At 54.9% G+C, this 12,997-nt stretch carries 12 protein-coding genes; 10 read left to right on the top strand and 2 right to left on the bottom strand.

The genetic code is table 11. The features are described from left to right. Positions 1–47: 47 nt before the first annotated feature. Positions 48–1,151: a hydrogenase formation protein HypD gene (hypD, locus tag E3E36_RS09235; protein ID WP_167895124.1), complete on the bottom strand. Its 1,104-nt coding sequence runs from the start codon at positions 1,149–1,151 to the stop codon at positions 48–50. Position 1,152: 1 nt separating this feature from the next. Continuing rightward, complete coding sequence (locus E3E36_RS09230) at positions 1,153–1,398, bottom strand: HypC/HybG/HupF family hydrogenase formation chaperone (protein WP_167895123.1); 246 nt, start codon at positions 1,396–1,398, stop codon at positions 1,153–1,155. A gap of 276 nt (positions 1,399–1,674) precedes the next feature. On the opposite strand from E3E36_RS09230, the gene E3E36_RS09225 reads away from it, so the two are divergent. The 10 genes from E3E36_RS09225 (at position 1,675) to E3E36_RS09180 (ending at position 12,992) form a co-directional block, all read left to right on the top strand. Then, entirely contained in the window at positions 1,675–2,226 is a 552-nt protein-coding gene (locus E3E36_RS09225) for a TetR/AcrR family transcriptional regulator (protein ID WP_167895122.1), read from the top strand. Between the two features lie 409 nt (positions 2,227–2,635). Further along, on the top strand, positions 2,636–4,699 hold the full coding sequence (fdhF, locus tag E3E36_RS09220) for a formate dehydrogenase subunit alpha (protein WP_167895121.1): 2,064 nt from the start codon (positions 2,636–2,638) through the stop codon (positions 4,697–4,699). Positions 4,700–4,704: 5 nt separating this feature from the next. Then, the gene (locus tag E3E36_RS09215; RefSeq protein ID WP_167730515.1) at positions 4,705–5,202 is read left to right on the top strand and encodes a 4Fe-4S dicluster domain-containing protein; all 498 of its coding nucleotides are present in this window, start codon (positions 4,705–4,707) and stop codon (positions 5,200–5,202) included. Positions 5,203–5,216: 14 nt separating this feature from the next. Continuing rightward, positions 5,217–6,668, top strand: a complete 1,452-nt coding sequence (locus E3E36_RS09210; RefSeq protein WP_167895120.1) for a hydrogenase 4 subunit D — start codon at positions 5,217–5,219, stop codon at positions 6,666–6,668. Positions 6,669–6,674: 6 nt separating this feature from the next. Next, entirely contained in the window at positions 6,675–8,654 is a 1,980-nt protein-coding gene (locus tag E3E36_RS09205) for a complex I subunit 5 family protein (RefSeq protein WP_167895119.1), read from the top strand. A 4-nt stretch (positions 8,655–8,658) separates the two neighbouring features. Then, a complete protein-coding gene (locus E3E36_RS09200) occupies positions 8,659–9,567 on the top strand; it encodes a respiratory chain complex I subunit 1 family protein (RefSeq protein ID WP_240911834.1) in 909 nt (302 codons plus the stop codon). Positions 9,568–9,570: 3 nt separating this feature from the next. After that, complete coding sequence (locus tag E3E36_RS09195) at positions 9,571–11,322, top strand: NADH-quinone oxidoreductase subunit C (protein ID WP_167895118.1); 1,752 nt, start codon at positions 9,571–9,573, stop codon at positions 11,320–11,322. Next, positions 11,322–11,939: an NADH-quinone oxidoreductase subunit I gene (locus E3E36_RS09190; RefSeq protein WP_167895117.1), complete on the top strand. Its 618-nt coding sequence runs from the start codon at positions 11,322–11,324 to the stop codon at positions 11,937–11,939. The genes E3E36_RS09195 and E3E36_RS09190 overlap by 1 nt, the downstream gene beginning before the upstream one ends. Beyond that, positions 11,936–12,736 (top strand): NADH-quinone oxidoreductase subunit B family protein, encoded by an 801-nt coding sequence (locus E3E36_RS09185; protein ID WP_012571232.1) that lies wholly within the window; start codon positions 11,936–11,938, stop codon positions 12,734–12,736. The genes E3E36_RS09190 and E3E36_RS09185 overlap by 4 nt, the downstream gene beginning before the upstream one ends. Further along, complete coding sequence (locus E3E36_RS09180; RefSeq protein ID WP_167895116.1) at positions 12,726–12,992, top strand: hypothetical protein; 267 nt, start codon at positions 12,726–12,728, stop codon at positions 12,990–12,992. Before E3E36_RS09185 ends, E3E36_RS09180 begins: the two co-directional genes overlap by 11 nt. Positions 12,993–12,997 lie beyond the last annotated feature (5 nt).

Below are 12,997 nucleotides of genomic sequence, written 5' to 3'. Positions count from 1 at the left end.
CTAAAACCAAAAGTTGAAAACGGGAGGGGAGTTTTGAACCTTTGGTGTTAGAATAACGCCCCATACTTGTAGAATATCGAGCATGTCCCCTCGTAGGAGACCATACACGGGCCTATCGGACTCCTCGGCGTGCACGTCTTGCCGAAGTGCGGACACTGCGGGGGCAGTGCAAGGCCGCGGAGGATTGCACCGCAGAGGCATCCCTTTTCGAGATCCGGGAGCTTGGGGACCTCAGGGTCGTAGTAGGTTCTTATCTCCAGATCTTTCCACTCCTTCCTCAGCTCAAGGCCGCTCCTGGGCATGACGCCGAGTGCGCGCCACCTGGCGTCTTTAACCTCAAAGAACTTGTCTATGAGCATCTGGGCGGTAACGTTACCCTCGTATTTAACGACTCGCGTGTACTCGTTGATTATCCTGGCTTCCCCGTTCTTGGCCATTCTGACCAGGAGGAGTATGGCCAGTAGCATGTCAACCGGCTCGAAGCCGGCTATGACCTGGGGTATGCCGTAGTCGGTCGTTATGTACTCCCAGCCCCTCACGCCGATTATTGTGGAAACGTGGCCAGGGTCGATGAGGCCGTGGAACCTTGTCCCCTGCTTTACGAGCACCTCGACAGCTGGGGGAGTTAAGCGGTGGACCGAGTATATCTTGAAGTTTTCCAGCCCTTCCTCGGCAACGGCGTTAAGCATTCCCGCGGCCGGGGCTGTGGTCGTCTCGAAGCCCGGTGAGAAGTGCACGACCGTCCTGTCGGGGTTCTCTTTGGCTATCTTGTAGGTGTCAAAGATCGAATAGACAACCCTAACATCGTAGCCCTCGCTCTTTAAGTCGGCGAAGCTACCCCTTGGGGTCGGGATCTTATACATGTCCCCGAAGGTGGTAAGGATTATCCTGTCCCCCTCGGCGTAGGCCTGTCTCATTATCTCCTGCATCTTTACTATGTCCTCGACGGGGGTTATGCAGACGGGACAGCCCGGGCCGCTTACTATCTTGATGTTGTCCGGCAAGAGGGAGCGGATCCCGGAGCGCGTTACCGTATCCTCGTGGGTTCCGCAGACGTGCATGAACCGCAGCTCGTCGAGGCCCTTTGCCTCCTCGTGTATCTGCCTGACTATCTTCTGGGCGAGCTCCCTGTCCTTGAACTTCTCCAGCATCTCAGTTCCCTCCCGGGAGTCCCTCACCCCTGGTTATTCTGAAGACTTCGTCCCATGCTTCAAGTATCTCCCTCGCCCTCTCCTCGTCCAGCTTTTCTATCGCGAATCCCGTGTGGACTATGACGTAGTCCCCCACTTTAACGTCGGGGAGCAGGTCAAGGCGCGCTTCTCTCTTAACGCCGCCGAAATCGACTATCGCGACGTTTCCCTTTATTTCAAGTACTTTTGCGGGAACCGCCAAGCACATTTTGTGTCACCTACCCCTACCTTTACCCGGGTCTTTTTAAATGTTGCATGACATCGAGTTCCTTCGTGCCTTTCGGTTTAAGGGATTAACTGGACAAAAATGGTAACCGTGGGTGTAGTGCTGGTTTTTAGCGGGATGCAATGAACCGGGGACAACGGGAGCCCCCCTGAATTGGCCATCGGTGGAGGAGAGGATGTTCTTTCTGTTTTGTGGTTCCGCAACCTTTTTAATTATGCCGTATAAACCGCATCCAGTAGTGTGCGGGGAGTGCGGACTATGGACACCAGAGAGAGGATTTTAAAGGCCTCAGAAAAGCTCTTTGCTGAAAAAGGGTACGATGAGACAACCGTGGACGAGATAGTTGAGAAAGCAGGTGTTGCAAAGGGTACGTTCTACAACTACTTCCGGAGCAAAGAGGAGCTCATAAAAATCGTGGCCCTTGAGTCCCTCCCATACTCTGCCATAAGGGAGGAGCTTGAGAAGGAACACGGGAGCCTGCGGGAGTTCCTTGAGAGCATCGCCAACGCGTACATACGATACTACTGCGACCCGGTACTTAGATCGCTCTTTTTCTATACCCTCGCGGTCAAGAACAAGATCAGGGAGGTTGAGGAGATACACAGGACATTCTGCACCGAGGCCATATCAAAGGGTGCAAAGAAAATAGCGGAGCTTGCAGGGGTTGACGAACAGACGGCGATGGTTGTGTTCAAGGCTTTTTACGGGGCCCTGCTCTCCAGGCTCATCTTCGCGGGTTACTCCTGTGAGCCGGATGTCGATTATGTTTCGGAAATTATACACCTGATAGAGAGAAGCTTGAAAAACTAATTTGTTTGTATGTCTGATATTCTGTGTTTCCCAATTTTTTCGAAATTTTTTGCTAAGGTGTGGAAAATTGGGGGCTGTGTATACTATTGTATTTACACCTTCGGCTTTTGTTTAGAGGTTTAATTTACTGCATCATGCTCACTGTTGTCCTTCGATATAAAAGGTTCGGATTGTACATGGATATTCGTGTGATATTACGAATTTTAGCATTATCACGGCCGTCTGAACACTATGATTTCCCCAATTCGGAAAAATGTGTACATTTTGTTACTAATTGACCGAATGGCCATAAAATTGCATTAAAAACTGGATCCTGTGTGGGACACAAAGTTAGGGAAAATTATTTAAACGATTCATGCTGAAACCGTTCGAATAAACTGACTAGTCAGTCATCAGGCTGGTGGTGGGTATGGCAGAGAAGCTCGTACCAGTGGTCTGCCCGTGGTGTTCCGTCGGCTGTAGGTTCTACATAGTGAACGTCAACGGGTATCCAAAGAAGATTGAGTTTGACTACGACCACGAGACCAGAAACCACGGCAAGCTCTGTCCGAAAGGCGTCGCTGCCTTCCAGTACCTCAGGCACCCAGACAGGCTTAAGAAGCCTCTCAAGAGAGTCGGCGAGAGGGGCGAGGGCAAGTTCGTGGAGATAAGCTGGGAGGAAGCTATTAAGGAAATTGCCCAGAAGCTCAAGGAAATCAAGGAGAAGTATGGCCCGGAGGCTCTCGCTTTTCTCGGAAGTGAAAGGTGCTCCATAGAGGAGAACTACGTTCTCCAGAAGCTGGCAAGGGCTTTGGGAACCAACAACATCGAGTATGTATGTAGGATGTGTCAGTCGACCGCCGTTGCAGGTAAAGGAATGGTTCTTGGACACCCCGGCCTGACGAACCCCTTCGAGGACATTCTTAAGGCCAAGGTCATCGTCCTCTGGGGATACAATCCGGCTGCGACCAACCCGGTCTTCTTCGGCCAGTACATTGAGAAAGCAATCCTCGACAACGGTGCCAAGCTAATCGTCGTTGATCCGAGGAAGACAAAGACCGCGAAGTACGCGGACATACACATACAGCCCTATCCTGGAACCGACCTTGCTGTTGCCCTGGCCATGCTCAACGTCATAATCACCGAGGAGCTCTATGATAAGGACTTCGTGGCGGAGCGCACGGAAGGCCTTGAGGAGCTCGCCAAGACCGTCGAAAAGTACACCCCGGAGTGGGCTGAAAAGGTCAGCGGTGTTCCCGTTGAACTCATAAGGAAGGCCGCAATCACCTTTGCAACGGCCGGAACCGCCGCCCTGCTGACGAACGAGGGCGTGAACCAGCACGCCAACGGAACGAGGACTGTTATGGCTATCACTGAGATGATGGTTCTCTGCGGCTACTTTGGAAAGGAGGGCGTTATGTCTGGAGCTATACCCGGTGCCCACAACGGTATGGGCGCTGGCCTCATGGGTGTTGGACCACACGAACTGCCAGGAAGATTCCCGCTCCACGCAGAGGAGCACAAGAGGAGAATCGAGGAGGCATGGGGCTTCAAGATCCCAGAGAAGCCTGGAATCACTTACGTTGAAATGATTGACGCAATCCTTGAGGGCAAGCTCAAGGCCCTCTACGTCATGGGAACCAATCCTGCCAAGGCCCTTCCGAACCTCAAGAAGGCTGAGGAGGCCTTTAAGAACATCGAGTTCCTCGTCGTCCAGGATATCTTCCTTACTGAGACCGCGAAATACGCCGACATAGTACTTCCAGCGGCTGCATGGTTTGAGAAAGACGGAACCGCCATAAGCTTCGAGAGAAGGGTGCAGAGGAGCTTTAAAGCCGCCGATGCTCCCGGAGAGGCAAAGCCTGACTGGGAAATCCTGGTTCTGCTCGCGAGGGAGCTGGGTCTCGGGGAGTACTTCAATTACTCAGACGTTGACGACATCCTGAGGGAGATCAACAGAACCATACCCTTCCTCACGGGTGCGACCCCCGAGAGGCTCAAGAACAAGCTCTCCGGCTGTATGATACCATGTCCCGACGAGGAGACAGAGACCCCGAGGCTCTTCGTTGACGGGTTCCTCACGCCCAGCGGGAAGGCCCAGCTCATACCAGTTGAGTACAAGGAGCCCGGAGAGGTTCCCGATGAGGAGTATCCCTTCTGGCTCACCAACTACAGGCTCGTTGGCCACTTCCACACCGGAACCATGAGTCACAGGAGCAAGAGCCTGAGCAAGAGGTGGCCGGAGGAGTACATTGAGATCAACGAGAACGACGCGAAGAGGCTCGGCATAAAGGACGGCGACCTCGTGAGGGTCGAGACCAGGCGCGGGGCGCTCGTCTTCAAGGCTAAGGTCACACCGCACATCAGGGAGGGCGTCGTTGCCGCACCGTGGCACTGGGACTTCAACTACCTGACCAAGGACGTCCTCGACGAATACGCCAAGATGCCCGAGCTGAAGACGGCCGCATGTAGAATCTCCAAGGTTGAGGGGTGATTTAAATGAGCAAGAAGATATTTATCGATTTTAAGCGCTGCATCGCCTGTAAGGCCTGTGAAGTCGCCTGTGAAATGGAGCACGGGGAAGCGAGGATTAGGGTTTTTGAGTTCCCCGACCTGACCAGCGTCGCCTTCAACTGCCGCCACTGTGAAAAGGCCCCGTGTATGGAGGTCTGTCCGGTCAACGCACTCTCCAAGGACGATGATGGCGCAGTCGTTCTCGACCCCCTCAAGTGTATCGGCTGTCTCATGTGCGGCCTTGCCTGTCCATTCGGCATTCCGAAGATAGACGAGTACAACAAGATAATGGACAAGTGCGACCTCTGTGCCCACAGGAGAGCCGAAGGAAAGCTTCCAGCTTGTGTCTCAGCGTGTCCAACTGAGGCCCTCAAGTACGGCGACATAAACGATGTCCTCTGGGCCAGAGAAGGAAAGATAGTCGCCGAGCTTAAGGACATCGGCGACAGGACCAACGTCCTCGAGGCCTACATCATCAGATGAAAGGAGGTGCCGGGATGAACGCCTCTCCCTTCATCATATCTTTTTTGATCCCCCTGCTCCTCGGTCCGTTCCTGTTTAAATTGGACGGAAGAAAGGCTGATGTATTCATGCTCATCGCCGTTGTCTCCTCCTTCCTGGCCAATCTAGTCGGAGTCATCGAATACCTGAAAGTCGGTGGCTCCCATCACATCGTTTACCTCGAAACGTCCACCCTCGGTGAAGTCTACGGCATTATAATCGACCCAATGAGCGTTTTGGTCGGTTTTGTCGTGAGCTTGGCTGGCGTGCTGTTCCTTCTCTACGCGGTGGACTACATGAGCGAGAGGAACAAGCAGCACCCTGTCTACTCTGATAAGGGCAGGTTCTACGCCTGGATGGTCATCTTCGTTGGGGCTACGCTGGCGTTCATATACTCCTCCACGACGCTTCAGCTGCTCATATTCTTCGAGATAATGGGACTCGCCTGCTGGGGTGTCGTTGGGTATTATAAGAGTCCGAAAGCCGAGAGGGCTGCGTACAAGGCCCTGCTCGTGCCGAACTTCGGTGCCATGGTGGGCCTCTATACCACCGTTGGCATTGGCATCCTCAAGCTCCATGATTTGAGCATCTATGCGCTCCAGAACCTGAATGATGAGCTCAAGCTTCTCGTGTTCCTTGGCGTAATGGTTGCGGCCTTTACCAAGAGCGCCCAGTTCCCGCTCTATTCATGGCTTCCGGACGCGATGGCCGCTCCTACCCCAGCGAGTGCCTTCCTCCACGGTGCAGCGATGGTTGAGATGGGTGTCTATCTGCTCGCCAGGGTTACCCAGTTCATGCAGCCGATTCCAGAGACAGCTTTCTACATTATGCTCGTCTTCGTCTCGCTGACCCTGCTCATAGCAATTCTCTACTACCCGCTCCAGAAGGACGCCAAGAGACTCCTTGCTTACTCCACCATAGCAGAGGCCGGAGTGATGTACGTCGGCGTGCTCTATGCCGTGCTCGGCTCGGCTTACGGCCTCCAGGCGGCCATGTTCCAGCTGGCCAACCACGCTTTCGTCAAGGGGCTCGCCTTCCTCACCGCGGGAACCTTCAGCTACGCCTTTGGAACGCTCGACATGGAGAAGATTAAGGGCCTCGGAAAGCTCGTTCCGGTCGTTGGTGCAAGCTGGTTCTTAGCCCTTCTCGGTCTGGCTGGAGTTCCTCCGCTCGGCCTGTTCTTCAGTAAAGCGTATCTCTTCATGAACGCGTCTTCAATAACTAGCTGGGTTGGCTGGATTCCGCTCTTCCTAGTGCTGGCCGATGCCACGGTTTTCCTTGCGGTATCGCTCGGGTGGATTAAGAGGATGGTGTTCAGCGAGCCCCTCCAGGAGAGTGCAGAAGTTTCTCCTCTGATGCGCTTTGTCCTCGTAGTCCTAATAGTCCTGTCCATCGTTGCGCCGTTCCTGAGCGTGAAGCTCGTGACTCAGATAGGGTTCATGGGGTGATGCGGGATGATGGAAATTCCGATCGCGCTCTACTCACTCTCAGCGATTTCCGGCCTGGTTGGGGACTTTAAGCGGAGCATTAAGATTTCGAGCGTCCTCTCAGCCATGGCATCCTTATCCCTCCTGAGCATAGCTGCTGATGCCCTATCCAGGGGGCTTCCCGTTCAGGAGAGCTTTTTGGGCATTCCCCTAATCATAGACAGCCTCTCCCTCCCGTTCCTGTTCATCATCGCCCTGCTCAGCCTCGTGGTTTCAGTGTACTCCATCTCTTATATGGAAGTCCACAGAGATATCGGAAGACCACTGGCGTACACCCTCCTCTACAGCACGTTCGTGCTGTCGATTGTATTCGTGGCTCTGACGTCAAACCTGCTCTGGTTCGTCTTCTTCTGGGAGCTGATGACTCTAACTTCCTTCGTCTTCGTGAGCTGGAGGCAGCAGGACGCTGGAATTAAATACCTCCTTACCATGCAGCTCGCCAACACGGTGCCCCTCTTCGTGGCCCTCGGCATAATTTACTCCGCCACTGGAAGCTTCAGCGTTGATTACGCCACGCTTAAGGAGGTTGCATCGTCCATTTCTCCGGCCCAGCTCAAGCTGCTCTACGCTATGTTCCTCGTAACTTTCCTTGCGAAATCTGGAAGCGTGCCCTTCCAGTTCTGGGTACCTGATGCCTACGAAGCCGCTCCCAGCAATATAGCCTCGCTGATGGCCGGCGTCATGGAGAAGATGGCGGTTTACGGTCTGATAAGACTCCTCTGCAACGCCCTGCCATGCAGTGAGAGCGTTGGCTACATTCTCGTCATCGTCGGCATACTCACCATGACCTTCGGAACCCTCTATGCCCTCAGAGAGACCCACGCGAAGAGACTCCTGGCGTACTCAAGCGTTGGACAAATGGGCTACATCTGGTTCGCGGTGGGCATGGGTATGGTCTTCCTAACGAGGGGCATAGAGAGCCTGGCCTATCTGGCCTTCCTCGCCGGAGTCTTCCACTCCTTCAACCACACCCTCTTCAAGGGGCTGCTCTTCCTCATCTCGGGCAACTTCGAGTACTCCGCCGGAACGGCTGACCTCAACGAGCTTGGTGGCTTGAGTAGGGCAATGCCGTACTCGTCGCTCTTCACCGTCATAGGTGCGCTTTCCCTCGCTGGAGTGCCCCTCTTCAGCGGCTTCCTCTCGAAGTGGATGATTTACCAGGCCGGCTACTACTCTGGAATCGGCCTCTTTGTCTTTGGCTCCGTAATGGCGGTGTTTATGAGTGCGGTGACTCTTGCGTACTCGCTTAAGTTCTACACTTCTGCCTTTGGAGGTGAACCGAACGAGAGGACTGAGAACGCCAGGGAAGTCCCGTCGGGCATGCTCCTCGGTGAGGGAATCATTGCCTTAACTTCACTTGCCGTTGGAGTACTTCCGGCTATCGCTTACCCGATATTAACGATTTCATTGAATGGCGGCGACGTCACCGTTACAATGGGCTCGATATCCACTGACTTTGAGTACTTCTCACCAATAGCCCTGCTCCTTGCAGTTTCGTTCATTGCGGTTGCTTCATACTTCGTTTTCAGGCCAAAGACCGCCGATGTCAAACCTTGGAACACTGGAGCGCTCTTCCTGCCGGAGGAGAGGTATGGAGCGAAGGCCAGGGACTATTACAGGCAGTACTTTACCGAGATGGAGGGCATCTACAAGCTTGGAAGCGCCGCTGGCAAGGTCGGAAGGGTCCTTCTCTCTGCTCTGATGTCCGTCTACCTCGTTCTCGCCGGGGGCCTCGTCTACACCGGCAGGGAGAAGAAGCGCTCCTTCACCCTTGACGAGCTTCGCCACCGCACCGTCAGGTACCTGGACGAGGCATTCTTCGCGCCGATGATGGATCTAGTCAAAAACATCGCCGTGCTGGCAGCGGGCATCTCGGTGTCCATGGACGAGCTCTTCCTGGCTTCAATGCTGACCACTGTGATAATACTCGCACTCCTCGTGTTGTGAGGTGATGGTGATGGACTACGTAAGCATTATCGCCGCTCCAATCGTCCTCTTCCTCCTTCCACCGTTCCTTGACGGAATAGGGAGAAGAATAAAAGCAAGGATTCAGTACAGGAGAGGACCTCCTATAATGCAGACGTTCTACGACCTCGAAAAGCTTCTCAAGCTGTCGTCAGTGCTCCCCACTGACAGCCCAATCTTTAGGCTGGCCCCGTACATAGCCCTGGCATCTGCCATTGCCGGCGGCCTAATGCTTCCCTTCGGAAGCGAGCCGGTGTTAGCTTTTGGAAAGAGCCTCCTAGTGTTCTTCTACGTCATGGCGATGGTCAGCGTAGTGATGATACTTGCTGCTTTCTCCGTCCAGAACGCGTTCTCGCACATAGGCGGACACAGGGAGGTCATGCTGATACTCTCGATTGAGCCAGTGCTGGCCGTCGTCTTCGGTGTCCTGGCATTCAAGCTTGGAACGCTCAACGTCGCTGAGATGCCATTCAGCGCTGGCCTCTCGCTTTCCGTTGCCCTCGCTTACATCCTGCTGGCTTATGCGGTCTACGTTGAGGGCGGCTTCGTTCCATTTGACATAGCTGAGGCGGAAACCGAAGTAATCGGGGGCCCGCTCACCGAGTACAGCGGAAGGCTCCTCGGAGTCTTCAAGTACGCCCTGCTCGTCAAGAGGGTTGTCCTGCTCTGGTTGCTGGCGTCTATGATTGTGATTCCCGCCATGAGGTCTCTCGGTATAACGGGTCCAGTGGCACTGCTCGTCGCCCAGCTGGTCGTTACGTTTCTGCTTTATTCGCTTGCCGTGGCCGTTGAGGCCGCAAACGCCCGCCTGAGGATCGACCAGGCGGTTTCCCTTAACAAGAAGGTCTTCCTGATGTCCCTTGCTGTCCTGATAATAGCGCTGGTGGGGTGGTGAATTATGGAGTGCAGCGTGTGTGCAGGTGGATGCAGATCAGCTGAAGTTGAGGACGTCCTTGAGGATGGTCATCTAAAGGAATTCGTGGAGAAGTTTAGGAGGGCAATCTTCGAGTGCAAGAAGCTGACGAGGAACCAGTACCTGTTCGTCGTTGATAGGGAGGCACTTCCGGAGATGGTCCTCCACTGGCACAACCATCCGGATCTGGGGGAACCCCACTTTTCAATGGGAATCGGAACCGATGAGAGGAGCATCGCCGGAAAGTTCGCCTACGCTCCGGTGATAAACGTTGCCGTTGAGCCTGGAAACGGGAAGAGGAACTACTGGGTTATTCTGAAGGCCTACCTCGACGAGGACAACCCGGAGTTCCCCTCCATAGCTGCGGAGCTTCCAGCAGCCCTCTGGGCGGAGAGGGAAGTCTACGACCTGCTTGGCTTCAACCCCAAAGGCCACCCCGACCTGAGGAGGCTCGTCCTGCCGGAGGACTGGCCGGAGGGTGTTTACCCGCTCAGGAAGGACCATGACTACAAGGCCTCGCCGATGGATACGCCAAAGTGCTACTACAAGCCCGGGCCGCCCGACACGATGACGGTTCCGATTGGTCCGTACCACCTGGCGCTCGACGAGCCGGCCCACTTCAGGATATTCGTCAAGGGGGAAACGGTGGTTGACGTTGACTACCGCGGCTTCTACTCCCACAGGGGAATCGAGAAGATAGGCGAGGGGAGACTGACCTACAATCAGGTGCTCTTCATAGCCGAGAGGATATGTGGAATCTGTGGCTTCCAGCACTCGACGAGCTACGCCCAGGCGGTTGAAAACATAGCCGGCGTTGAAATCCCCGAGAGGGCCATGTACATAAGGACGATAATGCTGGAGATAGAAAGGATTCACTCCCACATGCTCTGGGCTGGTGTTGCGGCTCACCTGACGGGCTTTGACACGGGATTCATGCACGCCTGGCGCATCAGGGAGCCTGTCATGTGGCTCGCAGAGAGGCTCACAGGAAACAGGAAGACCTACGGAATCAACATCGTCGGAGGAGTTAGGAGGGACTTCCTCGACTACCGCAAGGAGATGATAATGGAGAAGATCAAGGAGCTCAGGAGGCAGGTCGAGGAGTTCATCGAGATAGCCACCGGTACGGCAACCTTCGTCAAGAGGGCCGAGGGGGTTGGAATTCTGCCGTACAAGGTGGCCAAGGCCTACTCAGTCCTTGGTCCGAACGGAAGGGCCAGCGGAAGGAACATTGACGTTAGGAGAGACCAGCCCTTCGCGGCCTACAAGGATCTGGACTTCAAGGTGCCGGTTTACAAGGAGGGCGACGTCTTGGCAAGGTTCCTCATCAGGATGGACGAGGTGTTCGAGAGCATATGGATAATTGAGCAGGCCATCGACCAAATGCCCGGAGGAGACGTCTTCGTGCCGATAGGGGAACTTCCGGAGTATGAAGAGGCCCTTGGCTACAGTGAAGCTCCAAGGGGTGAGGTCGTCCACTACGTCATGACTGACAGGAAGAACAAGGTCTATCGCTGGAAGGTCAGGGCGCCGACTTACAACAACCTGCCCGCCGTTCCAGAGATGCTCAAGGGCTACAGCGTCGCCGATGCTCCGCTCATCATAGCGAGCATAGATCCGTGCTACTCCTGTACGGAGAGGGTCCAGATAGTGGACGTTGAGACCGGAAAGGCCCAGACCCTGAACGAGCAGCAGTTCAACATGCTCTCAATACAGAAGGGCAAGGAGGTGGCCTGATGGCTCAGGCGATTTCATTCACCGACAGGCTCAAGTTCTGGAAGCGGCCCGAGGAGGACGTTAAGAAGGCCCCCGTCACGACTCCTTATCCTTTTGTTGATATCGAAAAGCCGCCGGAGTACAGGGGCATACCTCACATAGACCCCAACCTCTGCATTGGCTGTGGCGCCTGTGTTAGGGCCTGTCCACCGGACGCGCTCACGATAGAGTGGGACTTCGAGAACGGGAGGAAGAGAATCGTCTTCAACGCCGCGCGCTGCATAAGGTGCCACCGCTGCGTCGAGGTTTGTCCCACCGGTGCAATGCAGGGCACAACGAGGTTCGAGATAGCGACGCCGAACAAGGAGGACCTCATCGAGGTCGTCGACCACAAGCTCTACAAATGCCCGCGCTGTGGACGGTACGAGGAGTTCACCGAGAGGCAGATACAGAAGATGTTCCAGATTCTGCCGAAGGAAGTCATTGACCAGCACGGCATAGCCGAGAGGGCTTTTCTCTGCAGGGAGTGCAGGATGGAGGAGAGCGCCAAGACCTTGGCGGTTCAAGGGCCCTATGCGGATAGCCTTCTCCTTTCCCTCTATCCGAGAGGCTCAAAGGTGATGGGTGAGAGGAGATGAGCGGGTTGAAGTCCGTTTGGGTCTTCCACGTTGACAGTGGAAGCTGCAACGGCTGCGACATAGAGATACTCGACGTGCTCACGCCCTACTACGACGCCGAGAGGCTCGGAATAAAGCTCGTGCCGAGTCCAAGACATGCCGATGCCCTCCTCGTTTCAGGCCCACTCACGAGGCAGACTTACTACGCTGTCAAAGCCGCCTACGAGGCGATGCCGCCGAAGCCGAGGATAGTTGTGGCCATAGGCACCTGCGCGTCCAGCGGGGGTATATTCTACAACGGTTACCCAATCTATAACCCGAACCCGGAGAGGGGAAGCGACAGGCTCAGGACGGGCGGAATAGAGGTTCTTTTGGCGGAGTACGGGAAAAAGCCCGACATGTACATCCCAGGATGCCCACCGAGTCCGGAGGAGATACTCTATGGACTGGCCCAGCTTCTCGGCCTGAAGGAGAAGAAGATGAAGGGCGAGTACTACTATGCAGACGAGATTGAGTTCGTTCTTCCAGAGAGACCGATTGAGGAGAGGATTTACCTGACGCTCAGAGAATCCCTGAGGCGTGTCGTGGGGTACTTCGACAGGGAGAAGGTTCTCGAGGACTTCATGGCCCTCGTGGAGAAGGCCCAGGAGAGCGAGAACCCGAGGGAGAGGCTCCACGAGCTGGTCATCGGCTACTTCCTGAGGGAGAAGGACTCCCGTGTGAAGTTCGCGATAAGGTTCCTCGAAAACGAGTACTGGAGGTTGAAGGATGCCTACGAAAAGAGGCACCTGGCACTTGTTAAAGCTGGTGTACGTTAATCCACCTTACGTCTCGAAGGCGATGGCGCACTTCGCCGGCGACATGGCCGTGTTAGAGGAAATAGGAACGCTAAATGAGAAAACCGTCGAGATAATCAAGGAGAGCCTCGGGGCAAAGGGAAATGAGATAGACCTGTCCCTGAGCGACTTCGTGCTGATCCCAATGGGGAAGATTCCAGATGCCGACAGAGAACTGCTGCTGAAGGTCGCCCAGGCCATTGAACCCGATGCCAAGCTGAAAATAGTTAGGAGGTGATTCGT

The sequence above is a fragment of the Thermococcus sp. M36 genome (assembly GCF_012027355.1).
Classification (GTDB): Archaea; Methanobacteriota_B; Thermococci; order Thermococcales; family Thermococcaceae; genus Thermococcus.
Note: the sequence above shows the minus strand (reverse complement) of the source record. Positions and strands in the feature narration are given on the sequence as shown.